The organism is Streptomyces sp. RLA012, from assembly GCF_056270325.1.
Genome location: NZ_JBWDPA010000002.1, coordinates 830734 through 851914, shown reverse-complemented (window position 1 = coordinate 851914; position 21181 = coordinate 830734). Strand labels below are relative to the sequence as shown.

General features: G+C 72.1%; 21 protein-coding genes. 12 read left to right on the top strand and 9 right to left on the bottom strand.

The window, feature by feature from the left end:
* Nucleotides 1-4: 4 nt before the first annotated feature.
* From RV986_RS04405 to RV986_RS04390, 4 genes are all read left to right on the top strand, one after another.
* Nucleotides 5-859 carry an MBL fold metallo-hydrolase gene (locus tag RV986_RS04405; RefSeq protein WP_475916118.1) on the top strand — a complete coding sequence of 285 codons (855 nt, stop codon included), beginning with the start codon at nucleotides 5-7 and terminating at the stop codon, nucleotides 857-859.
* Nucleotides 840-1283: a hydrolase gene (locus tag RV986_RS04400; protein WP_475916117.1), complete on the top strand. Its 444-nt coding sequence runs from the start codon at nucleotides 840-842 to the stop codon at nucleotides 1281-1283. The genes RV986_RS04405 and RV986_RS04400 overlap by 20 nt, the downstream gene beginning before the upstream one ends.
* Before the next feature lie 290 nt (nucleotides 1284-1573).
* On the top strand, nucleotides 1574-2536 hold the full coding sequence (locus RV986_RS04395; RefSeq protein WP_475916116.1) for a TolB family protein: 963 nt from the start codon (nucleotides 1574-1576) through the stop codon (nucleotides 2534-2536).
* Entirely contained in the window at nucleotides 2448-2834 is a 387-nt protein-coding gene (locus tag RV986_RS04390) for a TolB family protein (protein ID WP_475916115.1), read from the top strand. The genes RV986_RS04395 and RV986_RS04390 overlap by 89 nt, the downstream gene beginning before the upstream one ends.
* A gap of 140 nt (nucleotides 2835-2974) precedes the next feature.
* Here RV986_RS04390 and RV986_RS04385 read toward each other — a convergent pair whose 3' ends face one another.
* From RV986_RS04385 to RV986_RS04370, 4 genes are all read right to left on the bottom strand, one after another.
* Nucleotides 2975-3430 (bottom strand): DUF4913 domain-containing protein, encoded by a 456-nt coding sequence (locus RV986_RS04385; protein WP_475916114.1) that lies wholly within the window; start codon nucleotides 3428-3430, stop codon nucleotides 2975-2977.
* Nucleotides 3431-3434: 4 nt separating this feature from the next.
* On the bottom strand, nucleotides 3435-7382 hold the full coding sequence (locus RV986_RS04380; protein WP_475916113.1) for a trypsin-like peptidase domain-containing protein: 3948 nt from the start codon (nucleotides 7380-7382) through the stop codon (nucleotides 3435-3437).
* Nucleotides 7383-7406: 24 nt separating this feature from the next.
* Nucleotides 7407-7760 (bottom strand): trypco2 family protein, encoded by a 354-nt coding sequence (locus tag RV986_RS04375; RefSeq protein ID WP_475916112.1) that lies wholly within the window; start codon nucleotides 7758-7760, stop codon nucleotides 7407-7409.
* 83 nt (nucleotides 7761-7843) lie between these two features.
* On the bottom strand, nucleotides 7844-8437 hold the full coding sequence (locus RV986_RS04370; RefSeq protein ID WP_475916111.1) for a sigma-70 family RNA polymerase sigma factor: 594 nt from the start codon (nucleotides 8435-8437) through the stop codon (nucleotides 7844-7846).
* 131 nt (nucleotides 8438-8568) lie between these two features.
* Between RV986_RS04370 and RV986_RS04365 the strand changes: the two genes are divergently transcribed.
* The gene (locus RV986_RS04365) at nucleotides 8569-9609 is read left to right on the top strand and encodes a MerR family transcriptional regulator (RefSeq protein WP_475916110.1); all 1041 of its coding nucleotides are present in this window, start codon (nucleotides 8569-8571) and stop codon (nucleotides 9607-9609) included.
* 53 nt (nucleotides 9610-9662) lie between these two features.
* Here the strand turns inward: RV986_RS04365 and RV986_RS04360 are convergent, their stop codons facing one another.
* The 3 genes from RV986_RS04360 to RV986_RS04350 all read right to left on the bottom strand — a co-directional run bounded on the left by RV986_RS04360 (nucleotide 9663) and on the right by RV986_RS04350 (nucleotide 13610).
* Nucleotides 9663-10385 carry a DUF4142 domain-containing protein gene (locus tag RV986_RS04360; RefSeq protein ID WP_475916109.1) on the bottom strand — a complete coding sequence of 241 codons (723 nt, stop codon included), beginning with the start codon at nucleotides 10383-10385 and terminating at the stop codon, nucleotides 9663-9665.
* Between the two features lie 162 nt (nucleotides 10386-10547).
* On the bottom strand, nucleotides 10548-11936 hold the full coding sequence (locus tag RV986_RS04355) for a cryptochrome/photolyase family protein (protein WP_475916108.1): 1389 nt from the start codon (nucleotides 11934-11936) through the stop codon (nucleotides 10548-10550).
* Between the two features lie 141 nt (nucleotides 11937-12077).
* Nucleotides 12078-13610, bottom strand: coding sequence for an SDR family oxidoreductase (locus RV986_RS04350; RefSeq protein WP_475916107.1), 1533 nt, complete (start codon nucleotides 13608-13610; stop codon nucleotides 12078-12080).
* 210 nt (nucleotides 13611-13820) lie between these two features.
* On the opposite strand from RV986_RS04350, the gene RV986_RS04345 reads away from it, so the two are divergent.
* Entirely contained in the window at nucleotides 13821-13988 is a 168-nt protein-coding gene (locus RV986_RS04345; protein ID WP_475916106.1) for a hypothetical protein, read from the top strand.
* A 10-nt stretch (nucleotides 13989-13998) separates the two neighbouring features.
* Here RV986_RS04345 and RV986_RS04340 read toward each other — a convergent pair whose 3' ends face one another.
* Nucleotides 13999-14922 carry a LysR family transcriptional regulator gene (locus RV986_RS04340; protein ID WP_475916105.1) on the bottom strand — a complete coding sequence of 308 codons (924 nt, stop codon included), beginning with the start codon at nucleotides 14920-14922 and terminating at the stop codon, nucleotides 13999-14001.
* A gap of 137 nt (nucleotides 14923-15059) precedes the next feature.
* On the opposite strand from RV986_RS04340, the gene RV986_RS04335 reads away from it, so the two are divergent.
* From RV986_RS04335 to RV986_RS04315, 5 genes are all read left to right on the top strand, one after another.
* Complete coding sequence (locus RV986_RS04335) at nucleotides 15060-15143, top strand: putative leader peptide (RefSeq protein ID WP_409099300.1); 84 nt, start codon at nucleotides 15060-15062, stop codon at nucleotides 15141-15143.
* A gap of 150 nt (nucleotides 15144-15293) precedes the next feature.
* Complete coding sequence (locus RV986_RS04330; RefSeq protein WP_475916104.1) at nucleotides 15294-15482, top strand: hypothetical protein; 189 nt, start codon at nucleotides 15294-15296, stop codon at nucleotides 15480-15482.
* A gap of 53 nt (nucleotides 15483-15535) precedes the next feature.
* Nucleotides 15536-16090, top strand: coding sequence for an NADPH-dependent FMN reductase (gene ssuE / locus RV986_RS04325; protein ID WP_475916103.1), 555 nt, complete (start codon nucleotides 15536-15538; stop codon nucleotides 16088-16090).
* A gap of 4 nt (nucleotides 16091-16094) precedes the next feature.
* Nucleotides 16095-17279 carry an SfnB family sulfur acquisition oxidoreductase gene (locus RV986_RS04320; protein WP_475916102.1) on the top strand — a complete coding sequence of 395 codons (1185 nt, stop codon included), beginning with the start codon at nucleotides 16095-16097 and terminating at the stop codon, nucleotides 17277-17279.
* A 63-nt stretch (nucleotides 17280-17342) separates the two neighbouring features.
* Entirely contained in the window at nucleotides 17343-18485 is a 1143-nt protein-coding gene (locus RV986_RS04315; RefSeq protein ID WP_475916101.1) for an LLM class flavin-dependent oxidoreductase, read from the top strand.
* Here the strand turns inward: RV986_RS04315 and RV986_RS04310 are convergent.
* Nucleotides 18475-19548 carry an acyl-CoA dehydrogenase family protein gene (locus RV986_RS04310; RefSeq protein ID WP_475916100.1) on the bottom strand — a complete coding sequence of 358 codons (1074 nt, stop codon included), beginning with the start codon at nucleotides 19546-19548 and terminating at the stop codon, nucleotides 18475-18477. The two genes, RV986_RS04315 and RV986_RS04310, sit on opposite strands and share 11 nt — an antisense overlap.
* 169 nt (nucleotides 19549-19717) lie before the next feature.
* Here RV986_RS04310 and RV986_RS04305 point away from each other — a divergent pair, with 169 nt between their 5' ends.
* Entirely contained in the window at nucleotides 19718-21157 is a 1440-nt protein-coding gene (locus tag RV986_RS04305; RefSeq protein ID WP_475916099.1) for an aldehyde dehydrogenase family protein, read from the top strand.
* The last annotated feature ends 24 nt before the right edge of the window (nucleotides 21158-21181 follow it).

Sequence of the window (21181 nt, the reverse complement as noted above, 5' to 3'; positions counted from 1 at the left end):
GCGCGTGAAGGGACTCACCGTGAAGATCCACCACCTGAACTGCGGTTCCATGCGGACCATCGACACCGAGGAGGGAAGCCTGCCCGCGGTCTGCCACTGTCTGCTCGTGGAGACCGACCGCGACGGACTCGTCCTCGTGGAGAGCGGTATCGGTACGGCCGATGTGGCGCGGCCCGAGGAGCACCTCGGTGCGGACTTCCTCGGCCGGGCCCAGCCCGTCCTGGACCTCGCGGAGACCGCACTGCACCAGGTCATCGGACTCGGCCACCGCCCGGAGGACGTCCGGCATGTCGTGCTCAGCCACCTCGATCTCGACCACGCGGGCGGCCTGCCCGACTTCCCCTGGGCCAAGGTCCATGTGAGCGAGGCCGAACACCGCGCGGCGATGGCGGCCCCCGGGGCCCACCCCGAGGACCGCGTCCGCTACCGCCCGGCCCAGTGGGCGCACCGGCCGCACTGGGTGACGTACGCAGAGCCGTACGGGGAGGCCTGGTTCGGATTCGACGCGGTGCGCCCACTGGAGGGACTCGACGCCGAGATCCTGCTCGTCCCGCTCGGCGGCCACACCCGTGGTCACAGCGCGACAGCCGTGGCCGCCGAGGGCCGCTGGCTGCTGCACTGCGGGGACGCGTACTACTTCCACCGCGAGATCGACCCCGACCACCCCCGGGGGCACCCCGGCTTGGACGTCCTCCAGGAGATCGCCGAGGTGGACAGGCCGCTGCGCCTCGGCAACCATGCCCGTCTGCGGGAACTGGCGCGCCTGCACGGCGACGACGTCGACCTCTTCAGCGCCCACGACCCCTGGGAACTGGCGCGGTACACGGGTGGAGGCGGAGTTGTCGGAACCGAGTGTTGACGAGGTGTCGGCGCGGTTGCCCGCGGAGTTCTGGGCGACGCCGTACGTGGGGCGGCGCTTTCCCGGCTCGCGGTCCGTGGCCGGGAGACCGGGCCTCGCCGAGGGCGCCAACTGCCAGTACTTCGCCTACGAGGTGCTCCGGCACTTCGGCGTGGACGTCCCCGCCTGGCGTTCGAGCGAGCTGTGGAACGACACCGGAAGCACCGAGCGGGCGTCCGTTCCCCGACCGCTGGACCTGGCTCTCTTCAACGGCGACGACAACGCCTGGGGCGCCCACGTCGGTGTGGTCGTGGGTGAGGGCCGGATCCTCCACCTCTGCGCCGAGGCGGGCAGACCGGCCGTCTGGGCCCTGGGGGAGTTCGCCGTACGGGAGCGGTATCGCACCCTGCTGGGTTTCAAACGCCCACGTCCCAGAGGTGCATGACAGTCCGTCGGTCCCTCCTCCCTGCTCCCGCGTCCACCGGCCGAGTCGTTCAGTCCACTGCCTTGGCGCTCGGCGGGTCGACCAGGCGCGGGTTTTCGGCCACGTACGGGAGCTCCTGGACGAGGGTCTCCTCGCGGACGTCTGATGTCATGCCCGGGTTGTACTCAATTCTGGGGATTGACCCCGTGCATGGTGGTGAGCTTGCCTCGAAGCGAGCCCTCGGCGCGGGGCCGGGGGAGATGCGTCAACGGGGAAACACAGGGGGAATCGTGTTCAGAACCATGCGTGGGGTGTCCGTCGCGGTGCTGGCGGGGGCGATGGTCGCGCTGTCGGCGACGTCGGCCGCGCCGGCGCCGAAGCCGGAGACCGAGCGGATCACAATGTCGGCGACGGGGGAGCAGGGCAACGACGACTCGTACGGACCGCGGTTCAGCGCCGACGGTCGCTTCGCGGCCTTCTCGGCGTACGCGTCCAACCTGGTGCCCGGCGACACCAACGGCTTCCTCGACGTCTTCGTGCGCGATCTGCGCAAGGGGACCGTCGAGCGGGTCAGCGTCCGTTCGGACGGCGCGCAGGCCGACAGCGAGTCGTCCGCGCAGGCCGTCAGTGCCGACGGGCGGTACGTCCTGTTCCGTTCCAACGCCAGGAACCTGGTCCGCTGGGACAACCCGCCCACGAACGCCGCGGCCGACGACATCTACCTGCACGACCGGCGCACCGGCAGCACGGAGCGGATCAGCGTCGCCCTCGATGGAGGTTCCGCCTTCGCGGCCGGCGCCACCATGTCGGCGGACGCCCGCTACATCGCCTTCAACGCCAAGGCCGACCGGATGGAGACCGACCCCGGCGACCTCTTCGGAGTCGTGTACGTCCTCGACCGCCGCACCGGCGTCGTGGAGCGGATCACCAACCGGAACCGCCCGGACAACCCCGCGCTCCTGCAGGGTCTGAGCGCCGACGGCCACTACGTGGCGTACACGCAGCTGGTGCCGCGCAGCTCGTACGGTCGCACATGGGTGCACGACCGCCGCACCGGCACCGAGGAACAGGTCAACGTCAAGCCGGACGGCACCCCGGCACAGCGGTACGCGACGTCCGCCTCGATCTCAGCGGACGGCCGGACCATCGCATTCGACTACTGGGGTGATGAGGAGCTGGTCCCGGGTGAAACCCCCCAGTGCCGCCTCCACCGTCTACGTCCGCGACCTGCGCAAGAACGTCACCCGGCGCGTCCACGCGGGTCCCGCCGGTGAGGACCGGGTGCGTGAGCCACTGCTCAGCCCGGACGGCCGGTACCTGGCCTATCAGGCGGATCCGCGTCTGGCGGACGGGCGGCTCGGGCCGGCCAACGTCTACCTCCGCGACCTGCGCACCGGTACCACCCGGCTGGTCAGCGAGTCCGCCGCCGGTGGGCCCGTCACGGACAGCTCCGTGGCGGTCGACTCGATGAGCGCGGGGGCCCGGCGCATCGGCCTCGACAGCGCATCGACCCAGCTCGTCCTCGACGACACCAACGGCCACTACGACGGCTTCGTGCGCCGCCTCCGCTGAACTCCCGCGCCTTTCGCGGAAGTTGCAGGCGGTGGCCGCACCGATTCCGCTGCCGGGCCTCTGCTGCTCCACGTACCGGCCCAGTGTCGCCCGGCCCCGTCCGCGCCCGCATGCTCTGCCCGGCCCGGTACCGGGCCGGCTCAGCTGAGGGCGAACGGGTCCTGGGACGGCGGCCACCTTTCTTCCCTGAACAGTCCTTCCGGTGCCGGCGCGAGTGGCAGCGGCTCGTCGTTCCGGTGGCCGTGGGCGCACTGGGCGAACGGTCCTGTGACGGGGTCCAACAGGGCACGCAGATGCGGGTCGAAGTGGTGGGTCCACCAGCTCGACAATCCCAAGCCGGCGTCCCAGCGCAACGCCTCCCAGGCACGCCACAGGGAGTCCAGCCGGGTGAGCGCCACCGGGTGACGAAACCACTGCGGGCACCACACCTGCCCGGAATCGGCGCTGGGACGGGGGACGAAATAGGCCAACCGGTCGGTGACGAATTCACCGACGTTCGCGTACCAGAGCTCTGCCGGGCGGGCGGCGCTCTCCTCGTCCCGCCGGATGTCCTCGGCCGACTCGTCCGGCTCCTCGTCGGGCAGGGGTGATGTCATGGCGTCATGCTCCTCTTCGCAGCTGTACGTCAGCGGCCTCGGCGTGCCGGCCGAGGCGTTCCAGAACCGTCGCGAGCCTGGTGACGGCCCATCTCAGGTCGGCCTGTCTGCTCGGGTCCTGGTCCACCAGGCCCCGGTAGAGGCGAACGGCCCGCCGCGCCGGTTCCACCGCGCGCAGGGCCCGGCGCCCGTCGTGCCGTCCACACAGGCTCAGCGTCCCGGCCAGTCGGCCGAGGAGCCACGCGATCCGGGCCGGCCGTTCGCCGGGGCGACCGGTCAGCGCCTGGCAGGCCTCCTCCGCCTGGAGGGCGGTGCGCCAGGCCGCCGCCTCGTCCCCCGCCATCGCCCGCGCGTCGGCCAGCCGCAGGAGAGCGAGGCAGAGGCGCCACTCCTGGTCGGGCAGGTCCGCGATGATCAACCGGCGCCGAAGACGCACCTCGTGCTGCGCGATACGGACGGCGTCGCCGAAGCGGCTCGTCATCAGCAGTGCACGGCCCAGCTCCGCGCAGGTATGGGCCAGGTCCACCTCGTATTCCGCGTCGTCGGCCGACAGCTCCACGCGCAGCTCGTACGCCTCCCGCAGTGCGGGCACCGCGCGGTCGGCCGTCGCCCAGGACGTCGCGTAGCTGGTGCCGAGGTCGTGCAGGAAGATGGCCAGCCATGGGCGCTCTTCCTCGTTGACGTGGGACCGCCGGCGGTAGAGCGACAGCGCTTGACGCAGCAGGATGCGCACCGCGACATGCCGGTCGCGCCCCCAGTACAGGTCGGAGGCGTCGTGGAGGCTGGTGGCATACCCCTTCGTGTAGAGGCTGGGGGCGTACTCACTGAGGCGGCGCCAGATGGCAAGGGCCTGGTTCTGGGCGGCGAGCGCGTCCGTCGGGCGATCCAGGACGTCGTAGGAGTGGGCGAGTTTGAGAGCGGTTCCGGACTGAGTCTCCAGGTTGCTCGCGCTGAGTGGCAGTTTGGCCTGCGCGTAGATCTGGAGGGCCGCCTCGAAATGCTCCACCGCCGCCTGGTGGTCGCCGGTATCCGCATGGCAGGTGGCGAGCATGCTCACCGAATGGGCCAGGCCGGGCTCGGCGATCCCGTACGGATCGCGCGCCAGAGCCCGGCGATGCTCGACGGCCTCTTCGATGGACTCCCGCGCCGCGGCGTGATCACCCTCGCTGAAGTGCTCACAGCCAAGATTGTGCAGCAGTTGCGCCAGCGTGGAGCCGTGGACCCCGGGAAGGTCCTCGGCCAGCGGGCGCAGCAGTTCGATCGCCTCACGTTCCAGTGCCATGGACTCGCCGCGTGGTCGTGAGGCGGTGTTGTAGTCGACCGCCAGACCCATCAGAGCGCGTGCGAGGTCGGCGGCATAGGCGTCGGGGTTCTCTCTCGCCAGCTGGCGAGAGGTCTCGACCGCCTCCTCGCTCAGCGACAGCGCCTCCGAATTCCGTTGGAGGCGCCAGAGGTTCGTGCCTCGTGCCACCAGCGCCTTGGGGAGCAGGAGCGGGTCCAGATCGGGGTGTCGAGCCGCCAGCTCGCGGGCGCGCCGGACGGCCTCGCCCGTGTGGTCGTCGGACCTGGCGACCTGGTCGAAGGGAATCGCGCTCGGGTCGAGCTGCCAGACCACGTGCGACTGGTTGATGAGGGCCCGCACCAGGCGGCTCTCGCGTTCCTCCCCCTCCTCGCCGCCCTCCGCCGTCAGCGCGCGGAAGAGGTCCAGCGCCTGATCGCCGACGCGATGTGCCTCCATCAGGCGCCCGGTCATGCGCAAGGCGTGCGACAGCACCAGCAGCGAGTCGGCCCATTCCGTGCGGTGCGTCATCGCCCCGTCCGCCGCCAGCCCCTCGCGTATCGCCGCCGCGTCGGCCGCCGCGTCCCGGGCGGCTTCCCAGTCGCCGATCGCCAGGTGCCGCTCGGTCAGGTTGTTCAGCGCCCACGCGCGGTCGCGGAGCGCCTGGGGGTCGTCGCCCGTGGTACGGCAGAGCCGGCTCAGTTCGCGGGCGACGTCGAGCGCGTACTCGCGCAGCACATGGGACTGTTCCGGCAGCGTGTCGGAGTGCGCGCGCAGCACGGTGGCGGTCAGTGGCGCGTCGGCGGGCACGGAGAACAGCGCCTCGCGCAGCCGGTCGACGACGATGTGCGCCCATTGCGTGCGGCCCTCGTTGGCGTGGGCCACGGCAGACCGGGCCAGTACGGTGAGGGTCTGCACCCGCGGGCGGTCCGGGGCTCGGGCGAACAGCCGCCCGAGCAGTCCCGCGTCGCCGATGACCTGCTCGGAGGCCTGGTACTCCGCAAGCCGGTCCGGTTCCAGCCGGCCCCAGTAGTGGTCGTGGGGAGGCGGATACAGGTCGCGTAGCCAGGCGGCGAGGTCCGAGATCAGCCACGGCGGCTCGTCGGGCAGCAGCCGGGCGAGGGTTTCCCGTGCCTCCCGCTCCTCCTGCGCGGGACACAGCACGGCCGCCGCGACCGCCCGCGCGAGCAGGTTCTTCTCCCGCGGTCCCATGCCCCGCCCGTCGGCGGTGTCCAGCCAGTACTTCTTCTCGTGCTCCAGGACTTCGGCCTCCAGCGTGCCTGCGTCCCGCTGGGGAATCCGGACGCGGCGCAGCAGCGCGGCCAGGGCCGCCATCTGCACGGTCAGCGCCGTCTCAGCCGCCGGGCCCCCTGCGGGGCGGGCGGCCGGGAGGGTGTCCGTGAGCCCGGGCCAGTCGACGTCCGTCTCGCCGGTCACCTCCGCCATACGGCGGGAGAGGTCCCGGGCCGCCCTCCGGAACGCGTGCTCCCGGTCGGCGGCGCCGGGGCTGAGCGCGTGCAGCCTGATCTCGCGGAGGGCGCCGGTCGCCCTGGTCTGCCAGGAGCCGAGCGAGCGGGCGAGGAGCAACAGGCGCGCCGGATGTCCGGCCTCCTCGGTCCGCTCCCGCAGTTCCCTGACCAACTCGGGCCGGGTCTCGGCGTAGTCGACGACCAGCAGCAGCGGGTGCTGGACGGTGCGCAGCGCCTGCAGGTCGAGCGGCTCGCGGCGTACCTGACCGGCCACCCAGCCGCGGTCCCGCAGCCGCGCCATCAGCTGTCGCGCCAGCCGGGTCTTGCCCTGTCCGCCCGGTGCGGTGAGCACGGGGACGGCGGGGAGGCCGTCCGGATCCGTCAGGCACCACCGCTCCAGGTCGGCGAGCGTGTCCTCCCTGCCGTGGAACGACACCACCTCGGCGTCGGCCCGCAGCAGCATGGTGGGGGAGGTCACCTCCCGTTTGGGCGGTGTCGGCTCCAACAGGCGGGCGAGCTCGGCCGGTTCGGGCTGCGGGTCGACGGAGGTCGCCTCGCGGACCACCGCGCGGAAGTCGTCACAGGCCAGCAGGTCCTCGCTGCGGGTGTACGTCAGCCGCGTGCCCTGGTTCGGCCGGCGGTCCGCCCGCACCACGCCGAGCAGCAGGTTCTCGCCCACCGGGAAGACGGCCGCGCCCGACATCCCGGACCACGGGGTGGTCCTCGCGGCGGTTTCGTCGTCGAGCCCCGCGATGTCGATCTTCAGCAGGCCGGCGTCGTCGAGAATCTCGAAGGTCGCGCCACGATGTGGCCTGACCCGGCCGATCAGTGTCTCCCAGCCCCGGCCGTCCACGGTCCGCTGCTGCCGGGGGAATCCCGTGGCGGCGACCCGCAGTTCGGTGCCGCCCGTCACGCACCAGCCCCAGCGCTGCGGGCGGCGGCCGCGGGTGCCGCGCAGCGTGTCGGGTGCCGACCATTCCCGGTCATCGGCCGGGATCTCCAACAGGGCGGCGTCCACGGTGTTGTCGTACCGTCGCCAGCGCACCACCGCGGAGGACCGCGCGGCCGTCTGCGGGAGAGTGATCTCTGCTCGCTCGTGGGGCGCCGGTACCAGATGCGCGGCGGTCAGGACGAGCCGCGGCGCGATCAGATAGCCGCTGCCGAAGCCCGCGGCGCGGACCTGGACGACCTGCTTTGTCTGCATGAGCCCGCCCCCGGATCGCTCGACCTATTCGACGTCGCCCACGGCCACGTCCCCGCCGCCGCGGCGCTCCGGGTTCAGGCGCAGGGTCACGCGCTGGGTGGACCGTGCCGAGCGCTCCCGGCGGGCGTCGGCCTCCACGACGCCGAACCGCAGCGCTCCGCCGCCGTTCCTCGTCCGCACCAGCTCGATCTCGAACTCCGCGGTGATCTCGCCCAGCACAAAGCGCAGTGGGGAGTCCTGGCCGCGGCGCTGTGCCTCCGACAGCTGGGATCGCAGCACCTCGATGGCGTCAGCCAGGTCCAACCAGTCCTCGTCGTCCGCGCCGCGCGTCATGCCGTACCTTCCGTTTTCGGCCACCACGTCATCGTGCGTAGACATCGTAGTGTCCCGAGGTCGTCAGGAATGTGTGGAACTGGCGTACGTCGCCCTGGTAGTTGCGCCGGGTGGACTGGACGGGAGGCTCAGTGGAGGGACTCCGTGCGCAGACAGCGGCGCAGTTGGCGCAGGCCTCGCCGACAGTGGCTCTTGACGGTACCGAGCGGCCAGCCGGTGCGCTGTGCGATCTGCGTCTGGGCCAGGTCCTCGTAGAACGCGAGATGGAGCACCTTCCGCTGTGGCGCGGGGAGTCTGGCGAGCTCGTGCCCGAGGAGGACTCGGTCGAGCGCGGCCTCCGGCCGGGTGCGGGTGTCGTCCGCCAGTCCGAGGAGGGCTCCGGCCACGGCGACCAGATCGGTGCGGCGGGTCCGGGCGGCCAGCGCGTCGGCGATCTTGCGGCGGGTGATGCCGACGAGCCATCCGACGAACGGGCCGCGCTCGGGGCGATAGCCCTGCCGGCCCTGCCACGCGGCCAGGAACACCTGCTGGGTGACGTCCTCGGCCTCCCGCGCGTCACCCAGCGAACGCCGGGCCAGTGTGTGCACCAGCTTTCCCCAGCGGCGGTAGGCGGCGGTGAGACAGGCTTCGTCGCCGTCCACGAGGCCATGGGCCATGTCCGCGTCGGTGAGCGGCTCGCGCGGTCCGAGGGCGCGCTGCTCGGGCATCGGATCTGCGGTCATGGCCACGGCTCCTCGGTTCGGGCGGGCTCCCGGTCAGCGGGCGCTCCCGCGACGCGCCCGGTGATCCCCATCGTGTGAACCGCGGGACAAGACGGACAACTCGCATCGTTTGTGCGTCGTATAATCGCGGCATGGGTGAGGACGAACCGGCGGAGCGGCTGGAACCGGTCGTGGGGTCCGCCGAGGCGGGGCTCACCACGGGTGCGCTGGCCCGCCGTCTGGGGGTGTCTCCCACCACCCTGCGCTCCTGGGACCGGCGCTACGGCGTGGGGCCCGCGGTCCGCTCCGACGGACGCCACCGCCGCTGGACGCCGCGGGACGTGGCGATGCTGGAGGAGATGTGCCGGCTGACCTCGGCCGGGGTGCCGCCCGCCGAAGCGGCGCGGACGGCCCGGCGGAGTGTCGACCGGACGGCGCCCGGAGCTCCGGTCCTGCCTGCCGGCCCGGTTCCGGCCGCCGGAGGCGCTCATCGTTCGAGGGCGGCGGGCGCGCTGCCGCTCGGTGACGCCCGGCAGGAGTGCCGGGGGCTCGCACGCGCCGCGGTCCGCCTCGACGCGCCCGCCGTGGACGACCGGCTGACCGCGCTCGTGACGCGGCACGGCCTGGTCGTCGCCTGGGACGAGGTGATGGTGCCGACCCTGCACGCGGTGGGCCGCAAGTGGGAGTCCTCCGGCGACCGCTATGTGGAGGTGGAGCACCTGCTGTCCTGGCACATCTCGCGGGCGCTGCACCGCGCCACCGAACCGCCCCGGCCCGCGGAGGCCCCGGTCGTGGGTCCGGGGCCGGTGGTGCTGGCGTGCGTCCCGGGGGAACAGCACAGCCTGCCGCTGGAGGCGCTCCATGCGGGTCTGGTCGAACACGGCCTGCCCACGCGGATGTTCGGTGCGGCCGTCCCGACGGAGGCGCTGACCGCGGCCGTACGGCGACTGGGCCCGACAGCCGTCGTGCTGTGGGCCCAGACGCGTTCGACCGCCGACCTTCCGCTGGCCCGGCACGTGGCCGGCACCCACTGGGGCGTCAAGGGGGCCCGCGGTCACCCCGTCGTACTGCTCGGCGGCCCGGGCTGGGCGGGCCGCCCGGTGCGGGGGATGCTCCGCCCGCCCGGGCTGCGGGATGCCCTCGGGACGCTCACGGACCTGTACGGCGGAGGTGTCCCGGTCCCGCGGGGCTGATCACCGGCGGCGGTGGTGGTGCGCCGGGCCGGGGATGCCGGATCCGTTCCGGCTCAGCCCACCGTCCCCGTGGGCGACGCGGAGCTGTTCGCGGGCGGGGTGAGCACGACGGTCGGCTCGCCCGGCACGGGCGGGGGCGGCGTGAGATCGGAGGAGGGCAGCTTCGGCGGGGTGGTCTCCTGGAACAGCACCTGATCGAAGTTGACCAGTCCGGTCTTCTCCATCACCGTGATGTGGTCCAGCACGGTGTCGTTGGCCTGGTCGGCCAGTTGGCGTACCAACGTGTTCTCGGTGGTGGACCGGATCTTCGCGACGGTGTTGAAGATCGAACCGTGGGTCACCCGCAGGATGTTGGCGAAGTCGGTGTCGAACTGCTTGCCGGTGTCCCCGGTCAGGGTCGTGATGAAGCCCTGCTGCTGCGGAGACGGCCTGTTGGGGATGGTGATGCCGAGCGCGGCGGCGACCTTGCGGTCGGTGTCGTCCAGCGCGGCATGGCCCTTGACGAGGTGGTCGCCGGCGGTCCTGACCGCCGGAATGGTGCCCTTCTGCAGACCCAGCATCCCGACGGGGTACTCCCACAGCCCGGCCGCCCGCACCTTGACGACGAAGTCGCGGTCGGCCTCGGTCAGCGGACCCGACGCGGTGTTGGCGATCACGCGGTTCGGGGAACTGGACGTGGTCTGCACGCCGAGCATCGCGGGGTACGCGAGTGCGGCGAGGGTCATGGTCAACGCACCTGCCACGAAGAGCGTTCCTGCGTTCCGTGCAATGCGCATTGAGCCTCCTGGCGGGGCGGCGGTCGGGAGCGGGACGCTCCGTCGAGCCGCTCGGTGGATCCTGTGCTGGTGGATCCCGTACGGGTTGTTCGGACGTCCATCAGTACGGCTGCGGAGGCGGGAGAAATCTCTACGGCAGGTAAAATCCGTGGTGGCGCGTGCTCAGTCACGGCCCCGGTCCCGAGCGGCCCTGAACCGGGCCGGCCCCGCGGAGAGTTCGACGATCGGATCGGGGTAGTCGTATCCGGCGCGCTCCGGGCCCCGGAGTCTCCAGGGTTCGTGCACGGCGGCACCCGCGAGCCCGGCGAGCTCGGGCACCCAGCGCCGTACGTACTCCCCGTCCGGGTCGTGACGCCTGGCCTGGGTCACCGGATTGAGGATGCGGTTGGGCCGTGAGTCCGTGCCGGTTCCGGCCATCCACTGCCAGTTCAGCTGATTGTTGGCGATATCGCCATCCACCAGCAGGTCCAGGAAGTGCCGGGCCCCGATCCGCCAGTCCACGTACAGCGTCTTGGTGAGGAAACTCGCGGCCAGCAGACGTCCTCTGTTGTGCATCCAGCCCTCGTACGACAGTTGGCGCATCGCCGCGTCGATCACCGGATAGCCGGTGCGCCCCTCCTTCCACGCGTCGATGTCCTCCCGCGCACGGTTCTGCGAGCGCCAGCGGTCGTGCCGGGTGCGGTAGTCGGCGGTGGCCGCGTCCGGCCGGGCGGCCAGCACCTGGTGGTGGAAGTCCCGCCAGGCCAGCTGCCGTACGAAGGCGGTGGCGCCCGGTCCGCCCACCGCGCGCGCCCGGTGGACGAGTTCGACCGGGGAGAGCGTGCCGAAGTGCAGATGGGGGGAGAGCCGGGAGGTGGCGTCGCCGGACAGGTCGTCGTGGCGGTCCTCGTACGCCGTGATCCGGTCGCTTCCGTCGCGCAGCCAGGCCGTGAGCCGCCTGCGGCCTGCTGTCTCACCGCCCCGCGCGAGCCCCCGCGACACCCCGGCCAGGGCGGTGCGGGAGGGGACCTCCTCCGAGCCGACGCCGTCCGGCACCCGGATCGACCGGGGCGCGGCGACCACGTCCCGCGGCTGCTGCTGCGACCAGTGCCGGAAGTACGGCGTGAAGACGGCGAAATGGTCCGAGGAGGCCGGGGTGACGGTGCCGGGCGCGAGCGCGGTGATCACGGTGTCGTGGACGTGCAGACGACATCCCTCGGACTCCAGCGCCGCGCGCAGCCGATCCTCGCGGCGGCGCGCGTAGGCACTGACCCCCGCCGCCATGTGCACCTCGTCGGCGTCGGCCTCGGCGACCACCTTGCACACCTGGGCGACAGCGTCGCCGGAGCGCACCACCAGACGGCCGCCGCGCTCACGCAGTCCGGCGTCGAGGTCCGCCAGACAGTCCGCGAGGAACGCCATCCGGTTGGGAGCGGCGAACCCGGCTTCGGCGATGGCGTCGTCCCGGACGAACAGCGGCACCAGCGCGGCCGAACCGTCGTGCGCCGCGCGCAGCGCCGGATGGTCGTGCAGACGCAGGTCGGAGGTGAACAGGACGACCGAGACGTTCATGGTGTGGCTCCGGGACGAGAGGACGTGGGAAGGGGAGACGTGGGAGGGGAGATGGGGGAGGGGCAGGTCCAAGCGGCGACGAGGACGGTCGTGCGAGGGGCATGGCTGCTTCGGGCCCGCGGCCCCGCGCGGATGCGGGGATCAGCGAGAAGGCAGGGCGGGTTCCCGCGTCCTGGGCGTGACGTCCTTGGCCGCGGCCTTGGCGATGTTGCGGGCCATGCCGCCGAACACCACCGCGTGGAACGGCGAGACACTCCACCAGTACGCGTGACCCAGCAGCCCGTGCGGATGGAACAGCGCCCGCTGCCGGTAGCGGGACCGGCCGTCCTCGCCGGCCTCGGCGTACATCTCCAGCCAGGCAAGGCCCGGCAGCCGCATCTCGGCGCGCAGCCGCAGCAGCCGACCGGGCTCGATCTCCTCGACCCGCCAGAAGTCGAGCGAATCGCCCGCGCGCAGCCGGGCGGCGTCGCGACGCCCGCGCCGCAGGCCGACGCCGCCCACCAGCCGGTCCAGCCAGCCGCGGACCGCCCAGGCGAGCGGGAAGGAGTACCAGCCGTGGTCGCCGCCGATGCCCTCGATCACCCGCCACAGCGCCTCGGGCGGCGCGTCCACGGTCCGTACGCGGCGGTCGGTGTAGAGGCTGCCGCCCGCCCAGCCGGGGTCGGTGGGGAGCGGATCGCTGGGGGCGCCGGGCACGGAAGCCGATGACCACCGGGTGCTGACCTGGGCGTCCCGGACGCGTCGCAGCGCCAGCGACACCGCCTCGTCGAAGCCGATCGGATGCCCCGGGGGATCGGGCACGTACGTCACGATGTCGTGTTCGCGGCACACGACCTCGTGGCGCAGCGACTCGGTGAGCGGGCGGGCGATGGACGCGGGCACCGGGGTGACCAGACCGACCCAGTGGCTGGAGAGTCGGGGGGTCAGCACCGGCACGGGAAGGATCAGTCTGCGCGGCAGTCCGGCCACGACGGCGTACCGCTGCATCATCTCCAGATACGTCAGGATCTCGGGGCCGCCGAGGTCGAACGCGCGGTTGACCTCGGCGGGCATCCGCGCGCTGCCGACCAGGGTGCGCAGCACGTCCCGCACGCCGATGGGCTGGATCCGGGTGTGCACCCAGCTGGGCGTGACCATGACCGGCAGCCGTTCGGTGAGGTAGCGCAGCATCTCGAACGAGGCCGAGCCGGAGCCGATGATCATGGCGGCGCGCAGGACCGTGGTCGGCACACCCGAGTCGAGCAGGATGCGTCCGACCTCGGCGCGCGATCTGAGGTGCGGCGACAGACGTTCCTCGGGGACGCCCGCCGGGGTGAGGCCGCCCAGGTAGACGATGCGGCGGACCCCGGCGGCGCGGGCCTGCTCGGCGAAGGTCCGGGCCGCCCTCCGGTCGGTCTCCTCGAAGTCGTGGCCCGTGCCGAGGGCGTGCACCAGGTAGTACGCGACGTCCGTGCCGCGCAGCGCCTCGGCGAGCGAGCGGGGGTCCGTGACATCGCCCCGCACCACCTCGGTGTCGCCCGCCCACGGGTGGTCGCGCAGTTTGGCGGGGGAGCGGGCCAGACAGCGCACCTCGTGCCCCGCGTCCAGCAGCTCGGGCACCAGCCGCCCGCCGATGTACCCCGTGGCACCGGTCACCAGACATCGCGGGCCGGGGCGGGCGTCGTCCTCGTTCATGGGTCTCTCCGTGGTTCGCCGGGCGCCCCCCTTCCATGTTCCCTCCCTCATCTCTTCCACGCGAACACCGCGCACGGATGCGCGGCGCGGAATCTTCATGGGCATGTCCGGGTGAACGGGCATGTTCAGGTGAACGGACATGTCCGGGTGAATCGCGGGCAAGCGGGAGAGAGCGAGGGTCCGAGGTCACGGCCGGAGGTGTCTGCCGCTATGGGTACGAAGGTGTTGAAGCGGTTTCCCGCGGGAGGACCGCGTGGATCGTGGACGGCGGAGGAGTACGCGGCCCTGCGCCGCACCGAGGGTCAGCCCGCGACGGTGGTGATGGACCTGAAGTCGGACGCCTTCCTCGTGGTGGTACCGGTCGGCGACGAGGACTGAACCACCCCGGTCAGGGCCGATCGGGCCGGCCGCCGAGCTCCCCGGCCCTGCGCACGAACGCCTCGTGCAGGTCGTGGGCGGCGCGCGGCACCGAGTCGGCCCGGCGGCGCTGCAGCATCAGCAGGACCCGTGTCGTGTCGTCGGTGAGCGGCCGGTGGGTGATCACGCCGCAGCGCTCCAGAGGGTCGCCGATGACGCTGAAGTCGGGCAGGACCGTGACGCCCAGCCCCTCGGCGACCATGAGCTTGCCCATTTCGGCGCCGTCGGTCGAGTACGAGAAGGACGGGCCGTGGCCCTCCAGGAGCCGGTGCAGATAGCGGTGCATGACGTAACCGGACCGCATGGCGATCAGTGGTTCGCGCCCCTCCAGAAGGTCGGCCGCGGACACCGCGTCGAGTGGGGCGAGCGGACTGTCCGGGCGCAGGCACAGCACCGGGCGGCCGCGCAGCAGTTCGGTGGTCTCGAAGTCGGCGGGCAGGTCGTCGCCGTCGAGATGGTTCACCAGGCCCAGGTCGAAGCCGCCCTCCGCCAGGGCCCGGTGGATCTCCGACTGCTGGGCGCCGACCATCTCCACCTGGGTCAGCGGGTGCGTCGCGCGAAAGTCCTGGACCGCCGGGATGAGCAGTGGCACCGTCGCCGCGTTCACCGTGCCGACACGGACCATCCGGCTGATGCGGTGCTGCTCGTCCGCCGCGCTCCGCAGCCGGTCCACCGCGTCCAGCACATTGATGATGTGCGGCAGCAGCTCCCGCCCCTCGGCGCTCATCCGTGCGCCGGACCGTTTGCGCTCCAGCAGATCGACGCCGAGTTCGCGCTCCAGGTTGCGTACGGTCTCGCTCAACGCGGGCTGGGAGAGGTGGAGTTCCTCGGCGGCCCGGCGCAATGAGCCGAGCCGGGTGACGGCCGTGATGTATTCCAGTTGTTCTGTCCGCACGGCAGCAGAATGCGGTTGATTTCACGGGCGGTTCAAGGGTTTCCCTGTCACACGTTCGTGAAATTCGGTGGTCCGCGATACGAGACCGGTCGGGTTTTCCTTGACTGCCGTCGCGACCGGCTGCCACGATCGAGGGCATGAAGATGCGACTGGACCTCACGCGGCGACGCCACGTCGACCTCGCGCGCGTCTCCAGCGCCTCCTGTCGCACCGCGGCCTGAATCCCCGGATCCCGGATCCGCCGCACCTCATCGGCCCCGCCGCTGTCGTAGGACAGCCGTGTGCGGCGTTCTCGGCGCACTGCCAGAATTCCGCGATCCCCGGCCCTCCGTGAATTCGGCGTTCCCGAAATTCCGCAACAGGAGTTCCGCATGCCCGCAGAACCCGTGAAATTCGGCTACTGGGTCCCCGACGTCGGTGGCGGTCCGGTCACCGGCAAGAGCGAGCAGCGCACCGACCGGAGTGACGACCACAACCGTGAACCGGCCCGTCCGTACCGACTCGAACGGGAAGCCGGGTCGGCGGACACCGCGCCCGAGTCCGTCCCCGCGCACGCCTGAAAACCATCGCGAACCTCGCTCCCGTTCACGCTCCCGCTCACGAAAGAGGGCTCATGGCCACCGTCCTGTCCGTCTCCGGCAGTCCGTCCGTCTCCTCCCGCACCGCGAGGCTTCTGCGTCACCTGGACACCCGGCTGACCGCACAGGGGCACGAGGTGATCCCGCTCGACGTCCGTACGATCCCCGCCGAGGCCCTGCTCGGCGCCGACTTCAGGCACCCCGCCATCGTCGAGGCGACGGAACTCTTCGCCCGTGCCGACGGCGTGGTCATCGCCACCCCCGTCTACAAGGCCGCCTACTCCGGCGTGCTCAAGGCGCTGCTCGACCTGCTTCCGCAGTACGCCCTCACCGGAAAGACCGTGCTGCCGCTCGTCACCGGGGGCAGCACCGCCCATGTCCTCGCCCTCGACTACGCCCTCCGCCCGGTCCTCAACTCCATGGGCGCCGCACACATCGTGCAGGGCTGGTTCACCCTCGACAAGGACATCAGCACGGGCGAGGACGGCAGCGTCACCGTGGCACCGGCCACCGCCGAGGCGCTCACCCAGGTGGTCGACCAGTTCTCGGTGGCCCTCGGCCGTACGCCCCTGCTGGCCGCGGCGGGCTGACACCGTGTCCGCCGAAGTGATCGCCGACGACGCCGGGGCCCTGGCCGTCACCGCCGCGCTCGCCGAGGAGTTCCGTGCCGGTGCCGCCGCGCGGGACTCCGAACGGCGGCTCCCGCGCGCGGAGTTGGACCGCCTCTCCGCCTCCGGACTGCTCGCCGTCACCGTGCCCGCCGAACACGGTGGGGCGGACGTCCGGCAGGAGACCCTCGCGGAGATCTTCCGGCTGCTGGCCTCGGCCGACGCCAGCCTCGCCCAGATCCCGCAGAACCACTTCGTGTACGTGAACGTGATACGCCGTCAGGGAAGCACGGAACAGCGGAAGTTCTTCTTCGGCGAGGTGCTGGCCGGGCGCCGCTTCGGCAACGCCCAGTCGGAGGCCGGCACGAAACACGTCCAGGACATCCGCACCCGCCTCGAACCCCGGCCCGACGGCTCGTACGTCCTCACCGGCGTCAAGCACTACTCCACCGGCGCGCTCTTCGCCGACTGGATCCCCGTCCTGGCCCGCGCCGAGGACGACAACCTGCACGTCGCCTACGTTCCCCGGGACGCCGGAGGGGTCACGGTCGTCGACGACTGGGACGGCATGGGACAGCGTACGACGGCCAGTGGCACCGTCCGCCTCGACGCCGTACCCGTCCCTGCCGACCGCGTCGTCCCGCACCACCTCACCTTCCGGGGACCCCAACTCCACGGTGCGATCGCCCAGTTGCTGCACGCCGCGATCGACGCCGGGATCGCGGCGGGCGCGCTCGCCGAGGCCGCCGAGTTCGTCCGCACCAAGAGCCGGCCCTGGTTCGAGAGCGAGGTCGACACGGCGGCCGAGGACCCGCTGCTCATCCAGCGCTTCGGTGAACTCGCCGTACAGCTGAGGGCGTCCGAGGCGCTGCTCGGAGCGGCGGCCCGCGCGGTCGACGCGGCCCGCGAGAACCTGACCGAGGATTCCGCGGCCGAGGCGTCCATCGCCGTGGCCGCCGCGAAGGTGCACACCTCCGCCACCGCCGTGGAGGTGGCGGGCGCCCTCTTCGAGCTGTCCGGCACCCGCTCGGCCCTCAACTCGCTCAACCTGCACCGGCATTGGCGTGACGCCCGCACCCACACCCTGCACGACCCGGCCCGCTGGAAGATCCAGCACATCGGCCGCTACGTACTCAACGGCACCAAACCGCCCCGCCACGGCCTGCTGTGACCGTACGGCTGCGGTGACCCCCCTCGCCCACTCACCGGCCCCCACGATCGGAGAAACGCCGCCGTGTCCCTCACCTTCCACTGGTTCCTGCCCACCAACGGCGACAGCCGCCATGTCGTCGGCGGTGGTCACGGCACCCCCGCCACCGCCTCCGGCCGGGACCGGCCGCCGACGGTCTCCTATCTGAGCCAGATCGCCCGAGCCGCCGAGGACCTGGGCTTCGTCGGCGCGCTCACCCCCACCGGCGCCTGGTGCGAGGACGCCTGGCTGACCACCGCGATGGTCAGCCGGCACACCGAACGGCTGAAGTTCCTGGTCGCCTTCCGCCCCGGCTTCGTCTCGCCCACGCTCGCCGCACAGATGGCGTCCACCTTCCAGCGGCAGTCCGGCGGCCGGCTGCTGCTCAACGTGGTCACCGGCGGCGAGAGCCACGAACAGCGCGCCTACGGCGACTTCCTCGACAAGGACGCCCGCTACCGCCGTACCGGCGAATTCCTGCAGATCGTGCGGGACCTGTGGGAGGGCAAGACCGTCGACCTGTCCGGCGAACACCTCCAGGTCGAGGACGCCAAGCTGGCGAGGGTGCCCGACCCGGTCCCGGAGGTGTACTTCGGCGGCTCCTCGCCCATCGCCGGCCGGATCGCCGCCCGGCACGTCGACGTCTACCTCACCTGGGGTGAGCCGCCCGCCCAGGTCGCCGAGAAGATCGCCTGGGTACGCGGCCTCGCGGCGAAGGAGGGCCGCACGCTCCGCTTCGGCATCCGGCTGCACGTCATCACCCGCGACACCTCCGAGCAGGCCTGGGCCGAGGCCCACAGGCTCCTGGACGGCTTCGACCCGCAGACCGTGAAGTCCGTCCAGGCGGGCCTGGCCCGCAGCGAGTCGGAGGGCCAGCAGCGGATGCTGGCCCTGCACGGCGGCGGCCGGGACGGCCTGGAGATCCACCCCAACCTGTGGGCCGGGATCGGCCTGGTCCGCGGCGGCGCGGGCACCGCCCTGGTCGGCAGCCACGACGAGGTCGCCGAACGGATCAAGGAGTACCACGCCCTCGGCATCGACGAGTTCGTGCTCTCCGGCTACCCGCACCTGGAGGAGGCGTACTGGTTCGGCGAGGGCGTCCTGCCGCGCCTCGCCGCGCAGGGCCTGTGGCAGCACCCGTTCGCGCCGACGCCCGCGCCCACCGCCCAGGTGCCGTTCACAAGCTGAGCGAGCCGGGCGGACTGAGCGAACTGAGCGAGCCGAGGTGGGCGGCGCGTACTTCGGCCGTCTGCCCCTGCACCAACAGGAACATCCCCTCCCGCGCGAGCCGCTGTGCCGGGCTGCGCAGGTCCATCGCCCGCCCGCCACCGGCCACGACCGCCGAGGTCGTGGCCGCGCGCATGAGGTCGTACGCCCGCGTCTTGCAGGCCAGCCGCTCCCCGATGCGCTCGGTCGGCACCGGGTGGTCGGCCAGCTCGTACGCCTGCCGTCGGACCTCGTCGAGACGTGTGCGCAGGACACGCGCCGTCTCCTTCGCCTCGGGATCGGCATCGAGCAGGTCGAGCGCCGACGCCGTGATCCCGAAGACGGCCGGTGAGGCGTTGGTGTTCTTCGGACGATCGGTGACCGCCCAGGTCTCGTACGGTGTGCGCAGGGCCACGGCCTCGTCCGGCAGCCACAGTCCGTCCAGTCGCAGCGACACCGTGCGCGAGGCGGTGAGCGCAGCCAGCCGCATCGGCGGCGAAGGGCGCAGCCCCGGCTGTTCGCACGCCTCGGTGAACGCGAACAGCGCCTCGTCCGCGTCCGTCACCCCGGCCAGCAGCATCACGTCGTTCAGCCCCCAGCCCGTGTACCAGGGCACCGTCCCGTCGAAGCGCCAGCCGCCACGCGCGCGGCTGACCCGGACCGGGACGCGCGGATACGCCCGCAGCTGCGCGTACGCGACGCCGGACAGCAGCTCCCCGCTCGCCAGCGGACGCAGCAACCGTTCCCGCACCGGGAGTTCGCCCTTCGCCAGAGTCAGCACCGGCGTGTGGTGCTGGGTCTGCACGAACCAGGTCGAGCAGCAGGCGCCGGCCAGGATCTCGGCGGTCTCCCGGACCACCGAGGCGGGCGCGGCCGACCCGCCGTACGCCACCGGCGCGCTCACCCCGAGCAGCCCCGACCGCTTCAGCGCCGCGATGCTGCTCGCCGGCACGCCCTCCTGGTCCACGCGCTCCGCCCGCGGCGCGAGCACCTCGGCCGCCAGCCGCCGGGCTTCGGTGACGAGCGGATGCGGTGGGGTGGTCATCGAAGAAATCTCCCGCTGTCGTCGTGGCGCCTTGTCGATCCGGCGCTCTCCCGTTCGTGCAGTCAGTGAAAGACCACCGAGGGCGAGCCGCAAGGCACCCGGGTCCGACGACAGGTGGTCGCCTGATTGCGCACAGTAATGTCCGTGTATTTGGAATGTATTCACGCGCATGAAAGGTTGGCATCTACATCGAGCTTCTCCGCCCGATGAAGACCAGCCCGCGCGCCGAGAGGCCGCGCGACCAGAGTGCGCGGATCATCCGGTCCGCTCCGACCAGCGAGGCACCGTGACCCACCCCGACCCCGAGCAGCCCGCCGACATCGTGGCCCGGCTGCGCGCCACCTTCCGCTCCGGCCGCACCAGGCCCGTCGCGTGGCGCGCCGGCCAGCTGCGCCGGCTGCGGGAGCTGCTCACCGCGCACGGTGCCGACCTCGCGGAAGCGCTCCACGCCGATCTCGGCAAGAGCTCCCCCGAGGCCTTCCGTACCGAGATCGACTTCACGGTGCGCGAGATCGACCACACCCTGGAGCACCTCGACGAGTGGCTGCGGCCCGAGTCCGCCCCGGTCCCGGCGTACCTCGGCGCCGACGCCACGGCCTGGACGCAGTACGACCCGCTGGGTGTCGTCCTGGTCATCGCCCCCTGGAACTACCCGGTGCAGCTGCTGCTGACGCCGATGCTCGGCGCGCTGGCCGCGGGCAACACGGTCGTCGTCAAGCCCAGCGAGCTCGCCCCCGCGACCTCCGCCGCCCTCGCCCGGCTGCTGCCGCGCTACCTCGACACCGACGCGGTCGCCGTCGTCGAGGGTGCCGTTCCGGAGACCACCGCGCTGCTGGCGGAGCGCTTCGACCACATCTTCTACACCGGCAACGGCGCGGTCGGCCGCATCGTGATGCGGGCCGCCGCGGAGCACCTCACTCCCGTCGCCCTCGAACTGGGCGGCAAGTCACCGGCGTTCGTCGACCGCGACGCGGATCCGGCCGTCGTCGCCGACCGGCTCGCCCGCGGCAAGTTCCTCAACGCCGGGCAGACCTGCGTCGCGCCCGACTACGTCCTCACCGACCCGGCGACCGCCCGCGCCCTGGAACCCGAACTCGCCCGCGCCGTCGAGGCCCTCTTCGGTGCCGAGCCGCAGCGCTCCACCGAGTACGGCCGCATCGTCAACGAGCGGCACTTCGACCGGCTCAGCTCGCTGCTCGACTCCGGCCGCACCGTCACGGGCGGTACCGGCGACCGCGCCGACAAGTACATCGCGCCGACCGTCCTCGCCGATGTCGACCCCAAGTCGCCGGTCATGCGCGAGGAGATCTTCGGCCCGATCCTGCCGATCGTCACGGTGGCGGGGCTGGACGAGGCCATCGACTTCATCAACGACCGCGACAAGCCCCTGGCCCTGTACGTCTTCACCGAGTCGGACAGCACCCGCGAGCGGCTGGCCGCCGAGACCTCCTCGGGCGGCCTCGGCCTCGGACTGCCGCTCGCCCATCTGACCGTCTCCGACCTGCCGTTCGGCGGGGTCGGCGAGAGCGGCATGGGCAGCTACCACGGCCGCTATTCCATCGAGACGTTCAGCCACCGCAAGGCCGTGCTGGAGAAGCCGCTCGGCTGACGCGGACCGACTTACGCGGACCGA